Source organism: Nocardia sp. NPDC051929 (assembly GCF_044548645.1).
GTDB lineage: Bacteria > Actinomycetota > Actinomycetes > Mycobacteriales > Mycobacteriaceae > Nocardia > Nocardia sichangensis.
The window spans coordinates 90,533-112,816 of sequence record NZ_JBIUCG010000023.1 but is presented as its reverse complement, the minus strand read 5'-3'; the positions used below and the strand labels follow the sequence as shown (position 1 = coordinate 112,816).

20 protein-coding genes are annotated in these 22,284 nt (G+C 68.2%); 7 read left to right on the top strand and 13 right to left on the bottom strand.

Going from position 1 to position 22,284, the window contains the following annotated elements:
* Positions 1 to 4: 4 nt before the first annotated feature.
* Positions 5 to 832, top strand: coding sequence for a sterol desaturase family protein (locus ACIHAX_RS28885; RefSeq protein WP_397280678.1), 828 nt, complete (start codon positions 5 to 7; stop codon positions 830 to 832).
* On the opposite strand, the gene ACIHAX_RS28880 is transcribed toward ACIHAX_RS28885, so the two are convergent.
* The 5 genes from ACIHAX_RS28880 to ACIHAX_RS28860 all read right to left on the bottom strand — a co-directional run bounded on the left by ACIHAX_RS28880 (position 793) and on the right by ACIHAX_RS28860 (position 5,559).
* Positions 793 to 2,910: an MMPL family transporter gene (locus ACIHAX_RS28880; protein ID WP_397280676.1), complete on the bottom strand. Its 2,118-nt coding sequence runs from the start codon at positions 2,908 to 2,910 to the stop codon at positions 793 to 795. The genes ACIHAX_RS28885 and ACIHAX_RS28880 overlap by 40 nt on opposite strands.
* 153 nt (positions 2,911 to 3,063) lie before the next feature.
* Entirely contained in the window at positions 3,064 to 3,873 is an 810-nt protein-coding gene (locus ACIHAX_RS28875) for an RNA polymerase sigma factor SigF (protein WP_355072668.1), read from the bottom strand.
* A complete protein-coding gene (locus ACIHAX_RS28870; RefSeq protein ID WP_355072666.1) occupies positions 3,866 to 4,303 on the bottom strand; it encodes an anti-sigma factor in 438 nt (145 codons plus the stop codon). Before ACIHAX_RS28870 ends, ACIHAX_RS28875 begins: the two co-directional genes overlap by 8 nt.
* A gap of 237 nt (positions 4,304 to 4,540) precedes the next feature.
* Complete coding sequence (locus ACIHAX_RS28865) at positions 4,541 to 5,023, bottom strand: DUF4254 domain-containing protein (protein ID WP_364427568.1); 483 nt, start codon at positions 5,021 to 5,023, stop codon at positions 4,541 to 4,543.
* 110 nt (positions 5,024 to 5,133) lie between these two features.
* The gene (locus ACIHAX_RS28860; RefSeq protein WP_356964988.1) at positions 5,134 to 5,559 is read right to left on the bottom strand and encodes a VOC family protein; all 426 of its coding nucleotides are present in this window, start codon (positions 5,557 to 5,559) and stop codon (positions 5,134 to 5,136) included.
* Between the two features lie 139 nt (positions 5,560 to 5,698).
* Between ACIHAX_RS28860 and ACIHAX_RS28855 the strand changes: the two genes are divergently transcribed.
* Together ACIHAX_RS28855 and ACIHAX_RS28850 are read left to right on the top strand one after the other, a co-directional pair.
* Entirely contained in the window at positions 5,699 to 6,673 is a 975-nt protein-coding gene (locus tag ACIHAX_RS28855) for a helix-turn-helix domain-containing protein (RefSeq protein ID WP_355072661.1), read from the top strand.
* A 205-nt stretch (positions 6,674 to 6,878) separates the two neighbouring features.
* Positions 6,879 to 8,747 carry a potassium transporter Kup gene (locus tag ACIHAX_RS28850; RefSeq protein ID WP_397280725.1) on the top strand — a complete coding sequence of 623 codons (1,869 nt, stop codon included), beginning with the start codon at positions 6,879 to 6,881 and terminating at the stop codon, positions 8,745 to 8,747.
* 54 nt (positions 8,748 to 8,801) lie between these two features.
* Here the strand turns inward: ACIHAX_RS28850 and ACIHAX_RS28845 are convergent, their stop codons facing one another.
* Positions 8,802 to 9,527, bottom strand: coding sequence for a glucose 1-dehydrogenase (locus ACIHAX_RS28845; protein ID WP_397280673.1), 726 nt, complete (start codon positions 9,525 to 9,527; stop codon positions 8,802 to 8,804).
* An 88-nt stretch (positions 9,528 to 9,615) separates the two neighbouring features.
* Between ACIHAX_RS28845 and ACIHAX_RS28840 the strand changes: the two genes are divergently transcribed.
* Together ACIHAX_RS28840 and ACIHAX_RS28835 are read left to right on the top strand one after the other, a co-directional pair.
* Entirely contained in the window at positions 9,616 to 10,038 is a 423-nt protein-coding gene (locus ACIHAX_RS28840; RefSeq protein WP_397280671.1) for a MarR family winged helix-turn-helix transcriptional regulator, read from the top strand.
* A 202-nt stretch (positions 10,039 to 10,240) separates the two neighbouring features.
* A complete protein-coding gene (locus ACIHAX_RS28835; protein WP_397280669.1) occupies positions 10,241 to 12,097 on the top strand; it encodes a DNA/RNA non-specific endonuclease in 1,857 nt (618 codons plus the stop codon).
* Between the two features lie 11 nt (positions 12,098 to 12,108).
* Here ACIHAX_RS28835 and ACIHAX_RS28830 read toward each other — a convergent pair whose 3' ends face one another.
* Entirely contained in the window at positions 12,109 to 12,567 is a 459-nt protein-coding gene (locus ACIHAX_RS28830) for an SRPBCC family protein (protein ID WP_364427554.1), read from the bottom strand.
* 317 nt (positions 12,568 to 12,884) lie between these two features.
* On the opposite strand from ACIHAX_RS28830, the gene ACIHAX_RS28825 reads away from it, so the two are divergent.
* Positions 12,885 to 13,010, top strand: a complete 126-nt coding sequence (locus ACIHAX_RS28825; RefSeq protein WP_355072651.1) for a hypothetical protein — start codon at positions 12,885 to 12,887, stop codon at positions 13,008 to 13,010.
* Between the two features lie 45 nt (positions 13,011 to 13,055).
* Here ACIHAX_RS28825 and ACIHAX_RS28820 read toward each other — a convergent pair whose 3' ends face one another.
* Both ACIHAX_RS28820 and ACIHAX_RS28815 read right to left on the bottom strand, forming a co-directional pair.
* On the bottom strand, positions 13,056 to 14,282 hold the full coding sequence (locus ACIHAX_RS28820; RefSeq protein ID WP_397280666.1) for a cytochrome P450: 1,227 nt from the start codon (positions 14,280 to 14,282) through the stop codon (positions 13,056 to 13,058).
* Positions 14,279 to 14,497: a ferredoxin gene (locus ACIHAX_RS28815; protein ID WP_364427546.1), complete on the bottom strand. Its 219-nt coding sequence runs from the start codon at positions 14,495 to 14,497 to the stop codon at positions 14,279 to 14,281. Before ACIHAX_RS28815 ends, ACIHAX_RS28820 begins: the two co-directional genes overlap by 4 nt.
* Positions 14,498 to 14,863: 366 nt before the next feature.
* On the opposite strand from ACIHAX_RS28815, the gene ACIHAX_RS28810 reads away from it, so the two are divergent.
* The gene (locus tag ACIHAX_RS28810) at positions 14,864 to 18,025 is read left to right on the top strand and encodes a BTAD domain-containing putative transcriptional regulator (RefSeq protein ID WP_355072646.1); all 3,162 of its coding nucleotides are present in this window, start codon (positions 14,864 to 14,866) and stop codon (positions 18,023 to 18,025) included.
* 87 nt (positions 18,026 to 18,112) lie between these two features.
* On the opposite strand, the gene ACIHAX_RS28805 is transcribed toward ACIHAX_RS28810, so the two are convergent.
* The 4 genes from ACIHAX_RS28805 to ACIHAX_RS28790 all read right to left on the bottom strand — a co-directional run bounded on the left by ACIHAX_RS28805 (position 18,113) and on the right by ACIHAX_RS28790 (position 22,250).
* Positions 18,113 to 18,757 carry a DUF4097 family beta strand repeat-containing protein gene (locus ACIHAX_RS28805; protein ID WP_355072644.1) on the bottom strand — a complete coding sequence of 215 codons (645 nt, stop codon included), beginning with the start codon at positions 18,755 to 18,757 and terminating at the stop codon, positions 18,113 to 18,115.
* 54 nt (positions 18,758 to 18,811) lie between these two features.
* Entirely contained in the window at positions 18,812 to 19,573 is a 762-nt protein-coding gene (locus ACIHAX_RS28800; RefSeq protein WP_355072642.1) for an ABC transporter permease, read from the bottom strand.
* Complete coding sequence (locus ACIHAX_RS28795; RefSeq protein WP_364427541.1) at positions 19,570 to 20,514, bottom strand: ATP-binding cassette domain-containing protein; 945 nt, start codon at positions 20,512 to 20,514, stop codon at positions 19,570 to 19,572. Before ACIHAX_RS28795 ends, ACIHAX_RS28800 begins: the two co-directional genes overlap by 4 nt.
* A 182-nt stretch (positions 20,515 to 20,696) precedes the next feature.
* The gene (locus tag ACIHAX_RS28790; RefSeq protein ID WP_397280663.1) at positions 20,697 to 22,250 is read right to left on the bottom strand and encodes an FAD-dependent monooxygenase; all 1,554 of its coding nucleotides are present in this window, start codon (positions 22,248 to 22,250) and stop codon (positions 20,697 to 20,699) included.
* Between the last annotated feature and the right edge of the window lie 34 nt (positions 22,251 to 22,284).

Below are 22,284 nucleotides of genomic sequence, written 5' to 3'. Positions count from 1 at the left end.
CCCATTGTTCGACCTGATCGCCCACGCCATACCGGTTTTCGTGCTCTGCCTTGCCCTCGAAGCGGCCTCCTTCCACCTGCTGCCCGACGACGACCAACTCGGCTACCAGTTCCGCGACGCGCGCACCAGCGTGCTCATGGGGCTGGGGAACGTGGTGGTGAACCTCGGCTGGAAACTCGCGGTCGTCGCGGTGTACGCCGCGGCGTACCTGGCCGCCCCGTTCCATCTCCCGACGGACCATCCGTTGACCTGGGTCGCGCTGTTCTTCGCCGACGAGATCGCCTACTACTGGTATCACCGCACGCACCACACGGTGCGCGTGTTCTGGGCCAGCCACGTGGTGCACCACTCCAGCGAGTTCTACAACCTCTCCACCGCGCTGCGCCAGCCGTGGACCCCGTTCAGCTCGCTGCCCTATTGGTTGCCGCTGGCGCTGGCCGGTTTCCCGCCCTGGATGATCCTGCTGCAACAGTCGGTCAGCCTCGTCTACCAGTTCTTCATCCACACCGAGCGGGTCGCGACGCTATGGCGTCCCGTGGAATTCGTGTTCAACACCCCGTCCCATCACCGGGTGCACCACGGCTCCAACGATCGCTACCTGGACAAGAACTACGGCGGCATCCTGATCATCTGGGATCGGCTGTTCGGCACCTTCGAGCCGGAGGACGAACGCGTCCGCTACGGGCTGACCAAGAACATCGAGACGTTCAATCTGGCGAAGGTCGCCACCCACGAGTTCGCCTCGATCTGGCGGGACCTGCGTAGCGCGCCCTCGTGGCGCGCCCGCGGCGGCTACTTGTTCCGCGGCCCGGGCTGGGCGCCCGCCGACTGATCCCCGCCGCCGCGCCCGTCGCCCTCCTCCTCGACGAGCCGCAGCTCGCTCGGCCACCAGATCTTCCGCCCGATCAGGCTGAACAGCGCGGGGATCACCACCGTGCGCACGACGAACGTGTCCAGCAGGATGCCGAGGCCCACCACGATGCCGACTTGAGTCAGGGTGATCAGCGGGAGCACGCCGAGCACGCAGAACACCGCCGCGAGCACGATGCCCGCACTGGTGATCACCGCGCCGGTCACCGACACCGCCCGCACCATGCCATGCGTGGTGCCGTGGCCCGGAGTCTCCTCGCGAGCCCTGGTCACCAAGAAGATCGTGTAGTCGACGCCGAGCGCGACCAGGAACAGGAACGCGAACAGCGGCACGCTGATGTCCAGCGCCGGGAACCCGAACACGTGCTCGCTCATCCAGCTGCCCAGCCCGAGCGCCGCCAGCGCGCTCAACACCGTGACCGCGACGAGCAGCAACGCGGCAGGCACCGCGCGCAGCAGCCCCAGCAGCACCACCAGCACGACGACCAGGATCAGCGGAATGATCAGCTTGCGGTCGCGGCTCGCGGCCGTCTGGACGTCCAGCGCCTGGGCATCGGTGCCGCCGACAATCGCGTCGGCGCCCGGCACCTGGGCCACCGACGCGCGCAGCGCCTCGATCGTGTCGAAGGCACGTGCGGAAGACGGCGGCGCGTCGATCACCACGGCCCACCGGGTCAGCCCGGTCGGCGAGGTGCCGGTCTGCCAGGTCATCACCACGCCCTCCGTGCGGTGGAACGCCGCGTCGACCTCCACCACCGCGTCGCTGCGCGCGAGGACGATCGCGGGATCGGAAGCGCCGGAGGGGAAATGCCGAGCGAGGGCGTCGAATCCCTCCACCGACTCCGCGCGAACCCGGAACTGCTCGGTCTGCGACAGGCCCACCTGCGTCGACAGCAATCCGGTCGCGCAGATGGCCAGCCCCACGAGCGCGGTTCCTGCGACCACCGCGGGCCTGCGCACCACCCACGCGGCGACCGCGTGCCAGACGCCCTCGTTCGCCGTATCGCGATCGTCGGCCTCCGGCACGAACGGCCAGAACACGTTGCGTCCGCACAACGCGAGCGCGGCGGGCAGCGCGAGCAGGACGAACACCACCGCGACCAGCAATCCCAGCGCGGCCATCACACCGAGACTGCGCGTGCTGGGCACGGAGGCGAGCACCAGCACGAGCAGGGCGGCGACCACCGTGACGTTGCTGGCCAGGATCGCGGGCCCGGCGCGCCGCACCGCGTGTCGCAATGCCGTGCGGTGGTCGGCTTCCCGATGCAGTTCGTCCCGATAACGCGACACCAGCAGCAGCGCGTAGTTGGTGCCCGCACCGAACACCAGCACACTCGTGACACCGGAGGTCGAGCCGTCGAAGGTCAGGGCGGTCACACGCGCCAGCGCGGTTCCGGCGCCGGTGGCCACCCGATCGGCCGCGCCGACCACCGCGAGCGGCACCAGCCACAGCACCGGGGAGCGGTACGTCGCGATCAGCAGCACGGCGACGACCATCGCGGTCACCGCCAGCAGGGTGACGTTGGCGCCGGAGAACGAGTCGGCGATGTCGGCGCCGAACGCCGGACCGCCGGTGACCTGCAGGACGAGTCCCTCGGGCAGGCCCTCCCGCGCGACGGCACGGATGTCCCCGATCCGGTCGGTCAGCGGGAATCCGCTCAGATCGGCGTCCACGGGCACTTGCCCGATCGCCGCTTTCCGGTCCGGCGAAGCGAGCAGATCGCTCGGGCCGGGTGTCCGTCCCGACGCGCGCGTGACCGCCGTCACGGTGGCGTTGCGGTCGTCATCGGTCAGCTCGCCGTCATCGGCGCGCGTCACCACGATGATCGCGGCGGCCGACCCCGCGTCCGGGAACTCCTCGAGCGCCTGTTCGACTCGCGCCGATTCGGCTGAGGCCGGTAGCGCGGTAGGGGCCTGCCCGGCGGACTCGTTCTCGCCCACCGCGCCGATCAGGCCGATCGAAGCCGCGGCGAGCACCACGAGCAGCACCCACGAGGTCCGGGCGGTCACCACCGACGCATAGCGATCCCAAGCGCTCACCCCGCCAACTCTCTCAGAAACTGAGCCGCGATGGCCGAACTGCCCGACGCGGACCTGCGCGCCGCACATCGCGTGCTGGTCGCCGTCGTCCACGCGATGCGCGAGCGTCACCACGGGCTGACCGGCGAGTGAACGCCTCCGCCGGGGCGCGGGTCAGTCCCGCAGCGCCTGCTCGCGCAGCGATTTCAAGGTCTTCGACAGAATCCGTGAGACCTGCATCTGCGAACATCCGATGCGCTGGGCGATCTGCTCCTGGGACATCGAGTCGAAGAAGCGCATCACCAGCACCTGCTTCTCACGTTCCGGCAGAGCCGCCAGCAACGGCTTGACCGCCAGGTAGTTCTCCACGGTGCTGAAGTCCGGGTCTTCGGCGCCGAGCGAGTCCAGCAGCGAGGGACCGCCGGATTCGGAGTCGTCGGTGTCCGAGGCGGCGTCGATCGAGGAGGTCTGGTAGGCGTTGCGGGCGATGAGCGCCTGGGTCACCTCGTTCAGGTCCGCGCCCAGTTCCTCGGCGATCTCCCGCGCCCGCGGCATCCGGCCCAGCCGCTGCGACAGGATCTCCACCGTCGGACCGATGGTGGACTGGATCTCCTTGAGCCGCCTTGGCACTCGCACCGACCAGGCGTAGTCGCGGAAATGCCTGCGCACTTCACCCATGATCGTCGGCACCGCGAACGACAGGAAGGTCGCGCCGTGCCCCGGATCGAAGCGGTCGACGGCGGCGAGCATGCCCACCCGAGCGATCTGCAACAGGTCCTCGAAGCTCTCGCCGCGGCCGCTGAACTTGCGGGCGATGTGTTCGGCCAGCGGCAGGCAACGTTCGATCAGCTCGGTGCGCACGGCGTCCCGGCGTGGATCGTCCGGGGCCAGCGCGGCCAGTTCGGCGAAGAGCGGCTCGATATTGTCGTAGGTGTCTCCCCGCGATTTGCGCTTGGAAGCGACCTGATTCGACTCGCTACTCATTATTCGAGCCGCCGCGCACCCAACGGAAGTCGACGACGGTCGGGTAGCCGCCCACAGCGGAGTCGTGTGCGCCTCGGGTGGCCGAGACCGAATCCGTGAGCGTCGCCACGATGTGCCAGCCGAAGCCGGACTCGTCCGGGCTGGCGTCCGACACCGTGACGGTGGAGACGCGCACCTCCACCGCGTCGTCCTCGAAGCCGAACGCGCACTCCAGCTCCGCCCCGTCCACCGCGTCCAGCACCAGGGCGCTGGCCACCTCGTCGAGGGCCAGCCGGATGTCGGTCACCTCGTCGATGCCGAAATCGGCCATGAGCACGACGGTCTCGGCCAAGGCACGCAACATCGCGAGCTGTTCGGACACCGCGGGCACCCGCACGCTGATCGTGCCGGTCCGCGTCGTAGCGGGAGGAGTCCCCTCACCCTTGCTCATGCACCGCTCCCAGAAGTCGCGCCGTCCGTCGGAGCGCCAAGCCTACGCCCTCCTCCGTAGTGAACTCGATCGGCCACGGCTCGGCGCGCGCGTCTTCGTCCGGGGACGGCTGATCGCGAGGCGCCGCGACGCGGACGCGCGCACTCCCCACAACGGCTGCCGACAACGATGACCAGCGAGTTCGTCCGATGCGATCGGCTCGGCCACTCGATCGACCGCCGGTAGGCCACCCCGGCATCACTGGGCCCCCGAAGCGCCGGTTCGTCCGGACGGAAGACGCCGACGACCGTCCCCGATCGCGCGCACCAGATCGGCGTAGGCGATCTCCAGTTCGGCCAGCCGGGTCCATGCCGCGTGCATGCGCTCGCCTCCCGGATCGTCGTGCATCAGCAGATGGAACGCGTCTTCCGCGACGGCGGCCATCCGGTCGATCATCTCCCCCAGGCTCTCGTGGTGCACCCGCACCGCGGGGTCGGCGCACGGCAGGTGCAGCGCCGCCCAGGTGTCGATCCGTTCGACCAACTCGGCGCGCCGCCGCCGCGTCCCGACCGATTCCCGTGCGTCCTCCCGGCGCCGCCGGTGCAGTTCGGTCAGCTCGCGCGCCCACCGGCTCACCGGGCCCTGCACGTGCTGGCCGCCCAGCGCGCACAGCAGTGCGCTCGGACTCGGCAGCGCCGAATCCTCGGACAGCTTCCGCGGTCGCGCACGCTGGACCAGCATCGGCCTACCTCCCCGGCACGACCGCACCGCTCGTACGGCCGGTCGGCCAAGCCTTCATCAGGACAGCGTTCATTCCGGATCGGGCATGCCCGCTGCGGGCGGACGCAAACTCACAGGGGCGCAGTGAGTTCGAGATGGATGCCGTCGGGATCGGAGAACGACAGGATCGCGATGCCGAAATCGGCCATCTCGGTGATCTTCCCGTGTTCGATGCCCGCATCGGCCAGGCGAGCGGCCGCGGCCACCAGATCGTCCCGCGCCGGGACGGTGAAGCTGAGATGATCCAAACCCACACGTTCGGAATCGAATCGGTCCGCCGGATCGGCGACCGGACGCAGGCCGAGCAACATGCCGTTGGCCTGGAACACCACCCCGCCGAACAGTCGCATCGGGTCGACGCGCACCTCCGGATCGTCGGGGCTGCCTGGCGATTCGGCGGCGATGGGGAAACCGAGCACATCTCGGTAGAAGGCACGCGACCGGGCGATGTCGGTCACGGTCAACCGGATGTGATGCGTCCCGGTCGTTTCGATCATGGTCACGCTCCCAAACGAGGTACGGCGGGTTCGATCGGCTCCCCGGTTCGCTCGGCGGCGAGCCGTCTCGCGATGACGGTAGGACAGAATCCCGGCGGAACCGAGTGTCGCAAACGACATCTTCGGTACCGTTTCCGACATGGACGTCGTCGTCTTCGTGGTAGACGGCGTAGCCGATTTCGGATACGCCGCCCTACTGGAAACCTTCAACACCGCCAACGCCGTGCGCACCGAGCTGCCCGACCCGCCGCAGCCGTGGCGGGTGCACAGCGCGTCGTTCGGCGCCACGGTGCGGTCGGGCAACGGCCACACCGTGCCGACGATCCCGCTCGACGAGCTCGGCGACGGATTCGATCTGATGATCGTGCCCGCCGTGAACGTCCTGGAGGCCGCGGCGCTGATCGACCTGGTTTCCGCACCCGCCAGCCGTCCGGTGCTCGACCGGCTGGTCGCGGCCCGCGATCGGGGCGCTCACCTCGCCGGCGCCTGCACCGGAACGTTCTTCCTGGCCGAGGCGGGCGTGCTGGACGGCTCCCCCGCGACCACGAGCTGGTGGCTCGGCCCCAGCTTCCGGCGCCGCTACCCGCACGTGGAACTCGACGAGGGACGCACGCTGTGTCGCGGTCGACGCGTCACCACCGCGGGCGCCGCGCTCTCGCACATGGACCTGGCGCTGTCGCTGATCGCGAGCAAGAGCCCGGCCCTGGCCGAACGCGCCATGCGCTACCTGGCGGTGGGCGCGGGCCGACCGCAACGGGAGTTCATCGTCCCCGAGATCATCGCCCGCGGCGATTCCGTCACCGCCGCCTTCGAACGCTGGGTCCGCGCACACCTCGGCGAGAATTTCCGGATATCCCAGGCCGCTCGCGCCGTCGGCGTCACCGAACGCAGCCTGCAGCGGGCCACCCACGCCGAACTGGGCATGTCCCCCACGGAATTCGTGCACGACATCCGCCTGGAACGCGCCGTGCAACTGCTGCGCACCACTTCGCTCACGGTGGACGCGGTGGCCGCCAAGGTGGGTTATCTCAACGCCGGAACACTGCGTGGATTGTTCCGCCGCCGCCGGGGCATGTCGATCTCCGAGATCCGCATGACGCGCGTGTCGTATTGAGCCGCGGTAGGCACGACGCCGGATGTCATGCGGCGGCTACTGCCCGACGGCCCAACTCCGGGAACGGTATCGTCCGCACGGGCGGCCGGACAGCCCGCGCTAGGAGGACTCGGTGACCGATCGGCAGCACACGACCACATCCGACGAGGAGCGGCCCCCCGCGCCCTCCGCGACGAGCGCACACGACACCGCGCGGCTCGGCGTGGTGGTCGCCGCACTCGGCGTGGTGTTCGGCGACATCGGCACCAGTCCGATCTACACCATCCAGACGGTGTTCAACCCTGCCGACCCACATCCGGTGCCGGTGAGCGTGGACAACGTGTACGGCGTGGTCTCGCTGATCTTCTGGTCGGTCACCATCATCGTCACCGTCACCTACATCCTGCTGGCCCTGCGCGCCGACAACGACGGCGAGGGCGGCATCATGGCGCTGATCACGCAGCTGCGGCGGTGGGGTTCGCAGCACGGCCGACGGCAGACCGCGGCGCTGGCGGCGCTGGGCATCTTCGGCGCTTCGCTGTTCTTCGGCGACAGCATGATCACTCCGGCGATCTCCGTGCTGTCCGCCGTCGAGGGAATCGAGGTCGTGCAACCGTCGCTGGCGGATTTCGTCGTACCGATCACCGCGGTCATCATCGTGACGCTGTTCCTGGTGCAGCGCCGGGGCACCTCGGCCGTGGGCCGGGTGTTCGGGCCGGTGATGATCGCCTGGTTCGCCGTCATCGGCGCGTGCGGGGTGGCGGGCATCGCCGATCATCCGCAGATTCTTCGAGCCCTGTCACCGACCTACGCGCTCGGCTTCCTGTTCGGCCATTTCGGCACCGCCTTCTTCGCCTTGGCCGCGATCGTCCTCGCGGTGACCGGAGCCGAGGCGCTGTACGCCGACATGGGTCATTTCGGTCGCAGGGCGATCACCCGTGGCTGGCTGTTTCTGGTGTTCCCGGCGTGCATCCTCAGCTATTTCGGCCAAGGCGCGCTGATCCTCGACGATCCCGGCCACGTCAGCAGCCCGTTCTTCCTGCTCATGCCCGCATGGGGCCGCCTGCCGCTGGTGCTGTTGGCCACCGCCGCTACGGTGATCGCGTCGCAGGCGGTGATCACCGGCGCGTATTCGGTGGCATCCCAGGCCGCCCGGCTCGGCTACCTGCCCCGGCTGCGCATCGCGCACACCTCGGAGGCGACGGTCGGCCAGATCTACGTGCCGTGGATCAACTGGCTGCTGATGGTCTCGGTGCTCACCCTGGTGTTCGCCTTCCGCAGTTCGGCGGCGCTGGCCTACGCGTTCGGCATGGCGGTGACCGGCACGATCACCATCACCACGCTGTTGTTCTTCTACGTCGCCCGCGCCCGCTGGAATATCCCGCGCTGGCTGCTCGCCCTTGGCGCCGTCCCCCTGCTGTCGGTGGACCTGCTGTTCGTCGCGGCCAACCTGACCAAGCTCGTGCACGGCGCGTGGCTGCCGCTGCTGATCGGTCTCACCGCGTTCACCATCATGACCACCTGGCAACGCGGGCGCGACATCGTCACCGCCGAACGCGAACGGCGGGAGGGGTCGCTGCGCGAGTTCGTCGACCACTTGCACGCGGGCGACCCATCGATACTCGAGGTCCCCGGCACGGCCGTCTTCCTCAACCGAGGCAAACGAACCGCGCCGCTGGCCCTGCGGGCCAACGCCGAACACAACCACGTGCGCCACGCGCACGTCGTGATCATGTCGATCGAGACCGAACCCGTGCCGCGGGTTCCGGCGGACGAACGGATCAGCGTCGATTCCCTCGGCTACACCGAAGACGGCATCATCCACGTGTGCGCCCGGTTCGGCTACATGGAGTCGCAAGACGTGCCCGGCGCGCTGGCATTGCTCGACCCCGCTCTCACCGAGGGACCGTTGCAGCTGGACCGTGCGTCCTACTTCCTGTCGAAGATCGAGCTGCGCCCCGGTACCGAGCCGACGATGGCCCAGTGGCGCAAGCGGCTGTTCATCGCCACCTCCTACATCACCGCCGACGCCGCCGAGCAGTTCGGCCTACCCCGCGAGCGCACGGTGATCATGGGCGCTCACATCGAGATCTAGGCGCGCACACCCTGGTTCCGTCTCGGACCGTCTCCGTCCCGGTACGTTCGCGGTTCAGAACGCTCCCCCACCGGCGGGCACGCTCGCCCCGGTGATCCAGCGGGCCTCCTCCGACGTCAGAAAGCCGACCACGTCGGCGATGTCGTCGGGCTCGCCCATGCGGCCGAGCGGAATCGATTGGACGATCTGCTGATTCGCCCCGATCGCCCCTGACGCGGCGAGTGCGTCGGTGCGCACCACACCGGGCAGCACGCTGTTGGCCGTGATGCCGCGCGGGCCGAGTTCCCTGGCCAGCACCCGAACCAGCTGCTCTACGGCGGCCTTGCTGGCGCCGTAGACACCCGAGCCCGGCCGGTGGGTCAGTGTCGCGCCGGAGGACACGACGACGATGCGGCCGTTGTCGCGCAACCGCTTCGCGGCCTCACGCAGGGCGACGAACGTCGCCTTGGTGTTGACCGCGAACATCAGCTCGAAGTCCTCGTCGGTGGCCTCGGCTATCGAGCCGAAACGCCCGACGCCCGCGTTGTTCACGAAGACGTCCACGCCGCCGAAACGCTCCTCGGCGGCGTCGAACAACCTGCGCGGGCCCGCCGGGTCGGCGACGTCGGCCCGCACCGCCCACGCCTGCCCACCGGAGCCCTCGATGGCGGCCACCACCTGTTCGGCGGCCTGCCGGTTCGATCGGTAGTTGACGATGACGGCGGCTCCCCTCGCGCCCAGACGCTCGGCGATGGCGCGACCGATGCCGCGGGATCCTCCGGTGACGATCGCGACCGGCATCTCACCTCCCATTGATGACCATGGCGATAGTCGAGATCATCAACCAAATCAGCGAGGATGTCAACTGTCGATGACATAGACTTTCCCCATGCCGCCCGATGATCAGGGGCTCGCGCCCGCTTTCGCACGGCTGCACCGCGAGATCAGCGCCCTCTACACCTCGATCGCGCGACGCCTCGAATTGACGAGTCAGCAAGCCGAATTGCTGTGCCTGCTCGGCGCCGACCGGCCGCCGTCCTTCGGCGAGCTGGCCGCGACGCTCGGTTGTGACAAGACCAATGTGACCGGCATGGTCGACCGGCTGGAGCGGCGAGGGCTACTCGTCCGGGAGACCGACCCGGGAGACCGCCGCGTGACTCGCGCCGTTCCCACCGAACAGGGCTCGGCGGTGCGACACAAGTTCCGCGCGGAGCTGGAGCACGAGCTGGCCCGCAGGCTTCCCGGCATCGACCGAACTCGATTGATCGGCCTCGTGACCGCGACGGCGACAGCCTTGGCCGAACATCGGTGAAAATCTAACGTCGCTGAAACCGACAGCACGCATAGGCTCTACCTACTGTTTTGGTTATGCGAACTAACTTTTGCGCAGCATTGCGGCACCCGTCGTTCGAGTAGTTCGCTACTCGTGTGCGGGCACGACTGTGACCAGAGAATGGCGATAGCTGGTGCGACAGCGCCGTCGACGCCACGCTCACCTCGATCACGGAGCCACCATGCCTGCCAAAAAGAATTCACCAGCCCGCCGGACGAACACCCGAAACGACGACCTTCTCGCCGCACTGCGCAAATTCATCCGCAGCAAGGGCGAGAACTTCCTCGAAGACCCCAATATCTCCTCGATCGGCATCGGCCACAAGCAAGTCGACGGAAAATCGACCGGCGAGATCGCGGTGCAGTTCACCGTGCACGAGAAGGTGTCCGAACCGGAGGCGCTGGAAGCGCTTGGCACGTCGGCGATTCCGGAGACCGTCACCGTCGACGGGATCGAGGTACCGACCGACGTGCTACAGCGCACGTTCGAGCCGGCCTTCCGGCTGGTCACCGAAGCGGCCGCGCCCGAGCGCAAGTCGCGCCTCGACCCGATCGTGCCGGGAATCAGCGTTGCCCACCCGAGCACTACGGCGGGGACGATCGGTTGCGTCGTCTACGACCGGGACGACGGAACACCGTATGTGCTGAGCAATTGGCACGTCCTGAACACCGCGGCGGGCAATCTCGGCGACGACGTCGTGCAGCCGGGCCCGCGTGACGACAACCGGGTCGACCGCAACCGGCTCGGCAAGCTGATCCGATCCCATCTCGGCACGGCGGGCGACTGCGCCGTCGCCGACATCGAGAACCGGCGGTTCAGCGCCGCGATCATGGGCCTGGACGTCGTCCCGGACCGCCTCGGCGAACCCGAGCTGGGCGACAAGGTGATCAAGAGCGGCCGGACCACCCAGGTCACCCACGGCATGGTGCGGCGCGTCGACGTGGTCGCCAAGATCGACTATCACGGCGTTGGCACGAGAAGCATCGGCGGCTTCGAGATCGGGCCCGACCCGGACCATCCCGCGGTCGACGGCGAGATCAGCAGCGGCGGCGACTCCGGATCGGCGTGGATTTTCGAGCTCCCCGACGGCAAGACCAGCACCGTGCTGGCCGGATTGCATTTCGCAGGCGAGACGGGCGCGGACACTGACGAGCACGCGCTGGCCTGCCTGCCGCAATCGGTGTTCGAGAAGCTCGGCATCACCTTGACCCCGCCGGCCGCGGAGGAAGCCGCGGCCGTCGCAGGATACGACCCGAATTTCCTCGCGTCGCCGATTCCGGTCCCCGAGGTGGACGCCGAGGTCCGCCCCGACGTGGCGACCACCCTGGACGGCGCCGATGTCTTGCACTACACGCATTTCTCCCTCGCGATGCGCCGCTCGCGCCGCTTCGCCATCTGGGTGGCCTGGAATATCGACGGCGGCTCGATCAAGAAGCTGTCGCGGAAGAAGATCGACTTCGTCAAGGACGCGCGGCTCGACGCGGACGCCCAGGTCGGCAACGAGTTGTACCGCGACAACCGGCTCGATCGCGGCCACCTCGCCCGCCGCGCGGACCTACTGTGGGGCAGCCTGCCCGAGGCCAAGAAGGCCAACGAGGATTCGTTCTTCTACACCAACATCACCCCGCAGATGGACGACTTCAACCAGAGCATGCGCGATGGGGTCTGGGGGCGGCTCGAGGACGCCGTCTTCGCCGACGTCACCGTCGACGACCTCAAGGTCAGCGCGTTCGGCGGCCCGGTCTTCACCGACGACGACCAGGAATTCCGGCAGGTCAGGATTCCGCGCGAGTTCTGGAAGGTCATCGCGTTCCGGGAGAACGGCGAACTGAAGGCCCGGGGCTTCCTGCTGAGCCAGAACCTGGACCAGCTGGAAGTGCTCGATCTCGACGAGTTCCGCGTCTTCCAGCTGCCGCTGACCGAGATCGAGCAGCGAGCCCGCTTCCACTTCCCGCAAGCGCTGCGGGACGCGGATCTGCAACTGGCGCCGGAGGAAGTGGCCGCCCCCTTGAACTCGGTCGCGGATATCCAATGGTGAAGCGGAGCGACCTATACGGCGCGTGATTTCGGGGGCGCGGTATATCCCTCGGCGAATTCGATGAAGTTCTGCACGACGGTCTCGGCCTCCCGCCGGACGCTGCGCTTGAGGAGTAGCCCGGGCAGCAAGAGCGAGGATTGCAGCTCGGTGTGATACCAGACCTGCGATCCCGCGCCGTCCTCGGCGACTTCGAACCAGCCACCGCCGCCGACGCCGACACAGCTGTCCACGACCTGCCACGACACTCGGTCCGCGGTCCAGTCGTATTCCAGCACCTGGAGATCGGACTTGCCGAGCGGAGTCTCCGCGGTGACGTAGACCCGCTGCGGACGACCGGATTCACCGCGGGTGGCCACGCGCGCATCCGAATGCGTCGACCATTCGGGAAGCAATTCGATCGCGGCGACCGCATCGAACACCCGGATGGGATCGACGCCGACGGTGAAATGGATATCGGTTTTTACGCGCATAACTCCTCCACCCCCGGGATCAACCCGGCCGATTCTGCCCGTGCCGCTTCCCATCCGTCAATACGCGTTCGACTCGCAACCATCATTCCCTCGCAAAGAGCGATGTCAGAGCCAAAAATAAGTCGCCAGCTACTCATTGGCTATTCTCGATTCCAATTGTTACCGGCGAGTATAAAAGTGGGATCGCAAGAGTTTCGCCGCGGTGCTCGTGTGCGATATGCCGATCCAACCGTGGCGAGGGTGTTCATTCTGTCCGTGAGCGGTATTCATGCCACCGGTCCGTCGCGGCCCACACGGCCTACTTCGTGTTCTTTCGCATGGGCTCGAACCACCCCGCCGCCGGTGACGAGGACGACGCCGGAAATACGCTGCGCGCCTTGGCCACAGCGCGCCTCGTCATGGGCATGCCCGCCCTGGCCGACAACCGATACGGCCAGGGCTGACGGACCGGCCGTGCAGGCGCGTTCCCACGCGCTCGGCCGACAGTTCTACCGTGCCGTCTCCGTCCAGGTGACCGGCAGTTCGTGGACGCCGTAGATATTCATGTCGGTCCGGAGTTTCACCGCACCGGCGGGGATGGCGAGCTCGAGCGTCGGGAAGCGGCGCAGCAGTCCGGCGAAACCGGCGCGCATCTCGATGCGGGCCAGTTGCTGGCCGAGGCATTGGTGGACGCCGTGGCCGAAGGACAAGTGGCCGCGGGCCTTGCGGTGCAGGTCCAGGGTGTCGGGATGGTCGAAACGCTGGGGGTCGTGGTTGGCGGCCAGCAGCGAGACGACCACGGTGGAACCCTTGCCGATCGTTTCACCGCCGAGTTCGATGTCGTCGGTGGCGTAGCGATAGAAGATGTCGGCGACCGACAGGTAGCGCATGAGTTCCTCGACGGCGTCGGGAAGCAGATCCGGGTCGGCGCGCAGTTCGGCCAGTTGCTCGGGGTGCTCCAGCAGCGCGAAGGTGCCGAGCGCGAGCATGTTCGCGGTGGTCTCGTGGCCCGCGAGCAGCAACAGGAAGGCGATGCCGGTCAGCTCCTCGATGGTGAGGTCGTCGTGGCGGGCCAGGTCGGACAGTATGTCCTCGCCGGGTTCGGCGCGCTTGCGTGTGACCAGTTCGGCCAGGTACGTCGTCATCGCGCCGTACGCCGCCATCTTCTCCTCGAGCGATTGGTCCTTGACCAAGAACTTGGCGGAGTTGACCTGAAAGGTCTCGCGGTCCGCGTAGGGCACGCCGAGCAGCTCGCAGATCACCAGCGAAGGCACCGGCAGCGCGAACTCCTCGACCAGGTCGACCGGCGGGGTCAGCCGCGCCATCTGGTCCAATTGCCGCTCGGCGATGTCGATGATGTGCTCCTCGAGCTGCCTCATCCGTTTGACGGTGAACGCGCCGGTCAGCTTGCGCCGCAGCCGGGTGTGGTCCGGCGGGTCCATGGCGATGAACAAACCCGGCACCTGCGGTGACGGTTCGGTGGCGACGGGCATGCTGGGTGTCTCGTACGGCACGTGGACGATGCCGATGTCCTGGCGGGAGCTGAACCGGGTGTCGGCCATGAGCCGGCGAACCGCGTCGTAGCCGGTGACGAGCCAGCCCTCGTGACCGTCGGGGAAGATCAGGGGGCTGACCGGACGAAGCTCACGCAGCCGGGTGATCTCGCGGGGTGGGTCGAAGGGTCCCGCGTCGCGCTCCAGGGGGAGGCCGTGCGGGATGGGGGCCGTCTGACTCATCGAATTTCCTCTCGCGGCGATTGTCGAACGATGGTGATCGCGCCGGACGGGCACAACTGGGCCGCCTCGCGGACGGCCTGCTCCCACTCGGGCGCGGGTGTGAGGTCCAGCGGCGCCACCCGGCCGTCCTCCGGGTCCTGGTCGAATACTCCAGGGGCGGTCAGTGCGCACATGCCGGCGCCGACGCAGCGCTCACGGTCCACTCTGAGTTCCACCGGCTACCCCTTTTCCCAGGTGACCGGGAGAGAGCGCACACCGTGGGCAAGTGCACTGGTGCACAGCGGCGTCCGGAACACCTTCCTCAGCCCTGTCATTGCTGAACTGTTCACAGGAGAACTGTCGCCCGACTGGCTGACACCGACCTGATACCGGCCTGACACGCAGCCGATACGGCGTTCGCCCTGGTCGACGCGCATCGCCTCCGCGCAGAGCCGATCAGATCGCGTATGCGCCCGCTCTCCGGCAAGCCGACATCTCGGCACGCTGCGGCCGACCGGTGTCGGTCGCCGCCATCGGAGCGGTTATCACCGCGGGGACGGGCGGCCCGGCTCACCGCCGAGAGTCCACGGCAGAATGGGCCGGTGCAGATCGGGATGCTTGGACCGCTCGAGATCCGACTAGACGACGGCGGATTGATCGAGGTACCGGGCGCTCGGTTGCGGGCGCTGTTGATCGCGCTCGCGCTCGAACCAGGTCGGGTAGTCCCGAAAGCGACGCTGGTCGACTGGATTTGGGGTGAGCAACCGCCCGCCGACGCGGCGAACGCCTTGCAGGCACTGGTCTCCCGGCTGCGCAGGGTGCTGCCGGACGGGGCGCTCGACGGGCAGGCGGGCGGATACCGGCTGACGGTGGAACCCCACGCCGTCGACGCCCTGCGGTTCGAACGGCTTCTCGACCAGGCCCGCGGCGGTGACGACGCGCGACAGGCCCAGCTCCTGCACGAGGCCGTCGAGCTGTGGCGCGGCGCGCCGATGCAGGACGTCGGAATACCGGACAGCGAGGCTTTCGACGCGGTGGTCACCCGGCTGGAGGGGCTGCGCCTCGCCGCCATGGAGGATCGGTACGAAGCGGAGGTCCGCCTCGGCCGGGGTACGGAGCTGATCACCGAGCTGACCGAGCTGGTGGCCCGGCACCCGGTGCGGGAACGGCTCGTCGCCGCGCTGATGCGCGCGCTCGGCGCCGCGGGTCGCGGCGCCGAGGCGCTGATCGCGTACCAGCGCGCACGGGAGGCACTCGCCGACACGCTGGGCGTCGATCCGTCGCCGGAACTCTCCGCATTACACGTGGCGCTCCTGCGCGGCGAAGTGCGAACGGAGGAGAACCACCGCAACACGAACCTGCGGGCCGAGTTGACCGAATTCGTGGGCAGATACGCCGATATCGCCGCCGTGCGCGAACTCATCGCGAACCATCGGCTCACCACGTTGACCGGTCCTGGTGGCTCGGGCAAGACCAGGTTGGCCCTCGAAACCGCGCGAACCATGCTCGACGACCTGCCCGACGGGGCCTGGCTGGTGGAACTGGCGTCCGTCGGCGCGAGTGGCGACATGGCGCAATCCGCCCTCGCCGCGCTCGGACTCCGCGACGCGCTGCTCGGCGGCGCACCGAACGCGGAACCGATGGACCGGCTCGTCGCGGCGATCCGCGAGCGCGAAACGCTGTTGATCCTGGACAACTGTGAGCACGTGATCGAGTCCGCGGCGGCGTTCGCCCACCGGCTGCTCGGAGAGTGCGGGCGGCTGCGGATCCTCGCGACCAGCCGCGAACCGCTCGGCATCATGGGCGAGGCGTTATGGCAGGTCGAGCCGTTGGCGTTGCCCGCGCAGGACGCGGATCCCGGCGAGATCGAGTCATCCCCGGCGGTGCAGCTGTTGCGGGACAGGGCCGGTGCGGTGCGTCAGGATCTCGCGGCCGATGCTCCCACCTTGTCGACCATGGCGCGCGTCTGCCGGGCCCTCGACGGAATCCCCCTGGCGATCGAACTGGCCGCGGCCAGACTGCGCACCATGTCCCTCGACCAGCTCGCCCACCGCCTCGATGATCGATTCCGTCTGCTGACCGGCGGCAGCCGCACCGCGATTCCGCAGCACCGGACGTTGCGAGCGGTAGTCGACTGGAGCTGGGAGCTGCTCACCGACTCCGAACGGATGGTTCTGCGCAGGCTCGCGGTGTTCTCCGGCGGCGCGAGCCTGGAGGCGGCCGAGCAGGTCTGCGCGGGGCCCGAAGCCCAGGGCGAGGAGAGCATGGCGGTCGAGCGGTGGGAGGTGCTCGAGCTGCTGACCGCGCTGACCGAGAAATCGCTGCTGCGTACCGTGGAGGACAGCGGGCCGCGCTTCCGGATGCTGGACACGATCAAGCAGTACGCCCGGGACCGGCTCGAGGAGTCGGGCGAATCGGATTCGGCGCGCCGAGCGCATCTCGCGTACTTCACCGAACTCGCCGACATCGCGGAGCCGCACCTGCGCCGCGCCGAGCAATTGGAGTGGCTCGCCACGCTCGAGGTCGAACACGACAACATCGCCGTCGCGATGCGTGGCGCGCTCGCGGCCGCGGACGCGACCGGGGCGATGCGGCTCGCGGCGGCCGCGGGCTGGTACTGGTGGCTCGGCGGCCACAAGGCCGAGGGCATGGAGCTGATCACCGCGGCTGCCGACACGTCCGGCGAGGTGGACGACGAGATCAGGGCCAGGGTGTACGGGCTGGTCGTGCACTTCATGAGCTCCGGGCCGAGTGACGAGCACCAAGTGGAGGAATGGATCCACAAGGCATACCTGTTCAGCCGACGCAGTCGGGGGCGATACCCGCTGCTGGCGTTCGTCGCAGCGCTGGAACGCATGTTGCAGGGGCCGGACGCGTTGCTGCCCGCGTTCGAACCGCTGCTCACCGATGACGACCCTTGGGTGCGGGCGCTGGCCCGGCTCCAGCTCGGCAAGGCGCGGATCGCGCTGGGACAGCAGGGGCGGGAGGCGGACGAGTATCTGGAGACGGCGCTCGCCGAGTTCCGGACCATCGGCGAGCGCTGGGGGATCTCGTTCGCTCTGACCGAACTGGCGAATCGAATCGCCATGCGCGGTGAGTTCGCCGGTGCGTGCGAGCATCTCGACCAGGCGATCGCGGTGGTCACCGAGGTCGGCGCGATCGAGGACGTTTTCTTGATGCGGGCGCGGCAGGCTCAGCTGTACTGGCTGCTGGGCGATGCGGAGGCGAGTGCGGCCGCCATGGCCGAGGCGCAGCGGCACGCGGATCGCTCCGCTTGGCCGAACGCACTGGCCGAACTCGCCCTGACCAGGGCGGAGCTGGCTCGTTGGAGCGACGACACCGAGCAGGCGTACCGGCAGATCGATCTCGCGACAACCCTCCTCGGCAGCGATGCCGAGCAGCGCTACGTCAGGGCGCGGACCCACAACCTGCTCGGCTACCTCGCCGACGGGCTCGATGAAGCCCGCGAACACCACGACGCGGCCTTCCAGGCGGCATCCGATGCGGGATACGCGCCTTTGACCGCTCAGGTGCTCGTCGGGATCGCCGACCTGGCGCAACGCGCCGACCACGATGAGCAGGCCGTCCGGCTGCTCGCGGCGAGTGCCGCAGTGCGCGGCCTGTCCGACCGTTCCCAACCGGATGTGGAACGGATCGAGCAGACAGCACGACGTCGCCTCGGCGAAGTGCGGTTCACCGAGGCGACGAAGGAGGGTGCGCAGGCGAGCTGGCGTGAACTGGTCGCCACTGCGCTCGCTTGCTGAACATGGCGAAAACAGTTGTGCGACACCGACCTGGTGTCGCACACCTGTTGGACAATGTGCGCGGGACGGGGTGGCGGGAGTGCAGTATCAGGCGGCCGTGGCGTGCTGGATGACAATGTTGCCGTAAGAGTTGCGCGCGTACACCCGCACGATGTCCTCCTCGCCCTGCGACCGGTCGACCGGTTGCATCCGGTTGCGCACGGTCCCGTGCTGGGCGTTGGTTTCCAGCTGCACCGCGCTGCTCGGGCTGATTCCGACCTGGAGCTCGCCCATGGACGTTTCCAGCCGGAGCACGCCGCGCGACGCCTCACCGATACGGATGTCGCCTTTGGCGGTTTTCGCGGTTACCGAATCACGCGGGCGCTCGACGGTGATGTCGCCCGCGGATATCTCCAGGTCGCATTCGCCGAGTTCGCCTGCGCCCAGCAATCGGCCCACCGCGGCGGTGCCCTTCAGCTGGGAGCCGGTGGGTACCTCGATGGTCAGCTCGATCGACGGGTTGCCGCCGAACGGGGTGTAGGTCCGCCAGTCTTTCGGCGTTCGCACGGTCAAAGTGCCTGCGGTGAATTCGATCTGGGTTTGCGCGGCGGCGCGCACGTCACCCTTTTTGGACGCGTCGGCCGGACGGACCTCCACGACGGTGTCGATACGGTCCGAGGCGATCACCGTGACCGCACCGGAGAGCACGTCGATCGTGACGGCGATCGGTTCCGGGGTCTCGAACGTCGGCATGGCTGTCTCCTGTGTGTGAATTGGTTGGTGTGTGAAATGGGCGGCTGGTCGCGACTACACGCGCTTGTTGAAAGTGGCGCGCGACCACAGGTATCCGACGACGGCGAATCCGGCGCACCAGGCGAGCGCGGCGGCCGTGTAGCCACCTGAGGGGTGTCCGGCGAGAAACCCGCGCAACGCTTCGATGATCGGCGTGAAAGGTTGGTATTGCGCGAACTGCCGGATACCCTGCCCCATCTGGTCGGCGGGCACGATCGCGCTGCTCACGAACGGCAGCATGATCAGCGGCACCACGGTCATGCCCGCGGACTCCGGAGTCTTCGCGGCCATTCCCAGTGCGACCGTGAGCCAGGCGGCCGCGAACGACGTCGCCGCCATGATGCCGATCGCGCCCAGCCAGTCGAGTGCGGTCGCGGGCGGCCGGAACCCCAGCGCGAAGGCCACACCTATGACGGCCGCGATGGCCACCACATTGGTCAGTACGGTGGCCGCGACGTGGCCGGTCAGTACGGCGCCACGAGAGACGCTCATGACCTTGAACCTGTTGATGACGCCTTTCGCCATATCGGAGCTCACCGAGACCGCGGTGCCCGACAACCCGTAGCTGATGGCCAGCAGGATCATGCCCGGTGTCGCGTAGTCGATGTACTGTTCGCCGACATCGAACGCGTTGCCGAACACGTACACGAAGATCAGCATCATCACGACCGGCATCATGGCCGCGTTGAAGATCGTGACCGGAGTCCGGGCGATGTGCTTGAAGTTGCGGCGCAGCATGATCGACGAATCGGCCAGCGGCGCGGAAATGGTGCTCATGGTGCGACAGCCTCCTTGGTGGCGTGACCGGTCAGGGCGAAGAAGACATCGTCGAGGTCAGGGGTGTGGACGGAGACCTCCTCGGCGTCGACCGAGTGTTCGGCGAGCCGATTCAGCAGGTCCCGCAGTGCTTTCGTCCCGCCGTCGCCGGGGACCCGCAGGGTCAGGGCCTCGTCGTCGCGGGTGGCCCCCGGCAGGATCCGCGCCGCCGCATCGAGCTGCGTGACGTCGGTGAATCGGAGCCGGATGTGGCTGCCGGGCACCCGGCGCTTGAGGTCGTCAGGTGTGCCTTCGCCGACTACGCGGCCCTGGTCGAGCACCGCGATCCGGTCGGCCAGCTGATCGGCTTCCTCGAGGTACTGAGTGGTCAGGAAGATCGTCACACCGTCGTTCGTCAATTCCCGGACGATCTCCCACATGGTGCGCCTGCTGCGCGGATCCAATCCCGTTGTCGGCTCGTCCAGGAAGACGATGTCCGGCTTGGTGACCAGCGTCATCGCCAGATCCAATTTCCGGCGCATACCCCCGGAATAGGTCGACGCCTGTTTTCGCGCCGACTCCGCCAAATCGAACCGTTCGAGCAATTCGGTGATCACCCGCTTGCTCTCATGTGCCCGCAGATGGTGCAGATCCGCCATCAGCCGCAGGTTCTCCTCCCCCGTCAGCAGATCGTCCACCGCCGCGAACTGACCGGTGACCCCGATCGACGCGCGCACCGCCTCGGCATCGGTCGCGATGTCGTGCCCGGCGACCCGCGCCGTGCCGCCATCGGCTTTCGACAGCGTGGTCAGCACGTTCACCGTGGTCGTCTTACCCGCCCCGTTCGGGCCGAGCAGAGAGAAGATCGTGCCCGCACCGATATCCAAGTCGATACCATCGAGGATCGTCTTGTCCCCGTATGTCTTTCGCAGCCCGGAAGCCGCAATCGCTGAACTGTTCACAGGGATACTGTCGCGAGCCCCGCTGATACCGCCCTGACACCGGCCTGACACGTCCGCTGACACGGCATTCGGCCTGGTCAGCGCCGCATCCGACGAGCAGATGTCCGTGCACGTGCAGATCGTCTTCGCCGACGGAGGTTCGGAAGCGGCAACCCTCCATCGGTGGTGACGACCTGCCGTCGTCAATCGCTGGTCGGGATCGTCGTTTCCGCGGGTGTGCCGAACCATAACGACAGCGCTGCTCGCAGGCCGTGCTCGGCGGTGTCGGCGGGTTCGTCGATGGTCGCGGCCCAGGCGATGTGGCCGTCCGGGCGGATCAGGAGGGCATCGGCTTCGCGGTTCTCGGCTTTGGCGGAGCGGATGTCGATGCGGTGCCGCCAGTCTCGGGCGGTATCACGCAGGTCCGCGCGGTCGGCGAGGTCGAGCAGGACGGGCCGTGCGGCGTGCATGACTTCGGCGACGCTGGTCGTCCCGTCGTCGGTATGCAGGGTGAGGTCGGGCGCGAAGGTTCCGGTCGAGATGTGGTTGTTGGGATCGGGCAGTCGATAGCGGATATCGGCGCCGGCGATGAGGGCCGCCATGCGCCGCAGGGGCTGTTCGTCGGTGAGAAGTTCCTGGAAGACCGCCCGCAGTGCTTCGGAGGCCGGGTCGTGCCCGCGCCGCAGCGCGACCTGTGCCCGGGTGTGCAGCATGGTGCGCTCCCCGGCGAGATGGCGTTCCTCGTGATAAGTGTCCAGCAGGCCGGCCGGCGCCCACCCGTTGACCTCGGCAGCCAGCTTCCAGGCCAGGTTGACCGCATCCAGCATTCCGGCGTTGAGTGCCACGCCCGTGGCGGGAAACAGATGGGCCGCGTCACCGGCGAGCAGGACCCGGCCCGCGCGATAGCGTTCGGCGTGGCGGGCCTTGAAGGTGAATCGCGACAGCCGGAATGTCTCCGCCACAGGCAGATCCACTCCCAGCACGCGACGGATGCTGTCGCGCAACTCTGCCACGGTCATCGGCACGTCATCGTCGTATTCGACGGTCTCGTCCTCGATCGTGTAGACGGACAGTGCCTCCGAGGCGGGTGACACACCCATCCCGAACAGACCGCGATCCGTCCGCGTGAAACCCGCACGGATGGCGTCGAACCCGGGAACCTCGAGGTCGCCGTTGTCGAGCCGGGTCACCGAATCGGGCACGGTGATCTGGGCCAGCCGATTCACCTCCGGATATACGGTGCCGGGGAACGGAATGCCGGCCAGGTCACGAACCCGGCTGCGCGCACCGTCGCAGCCCACCAGATAGCGGGCGGTCACCCGGTACGGCCCGACCGGCCCGTTGACCTCCGCGGTGACCGCGTCGGCGTCCTGCCGCACATCGAGCACCTGGTGTCCGCGACGGATATCGACGCCGAGTTCGCCGACGTATTCGCCGAGTAGTCGCTCCAGCTGCTGTTGCGGCAGCGGCAGCGCATGCATCGGGGACTCGTCCAGCTGGGTGAGGTCTACGTGCACACCGCCGAACGGAAACCGGGGAGCCGGAATCGGATCGGTGCAGGCCGCTTCGAACCGATCCAGCAAGCCCCGGTAGCGCAACAACTCCAGGATCTGCCCGCCGAGACCACCGGCCTTCGGGGTGTCCCGCGGCCGCGACTGCCGCTCCAGCACCAGCGGCCGCACTCCGGCCGAGCGCAGCTCGGCGGCCAGCATCAGGCCGGTCGGGCCCGCGCCCACGATGATCACGTCGGTATGCATTGCTACTCCCATCCCGGCCGATTCCGGCCGCGGC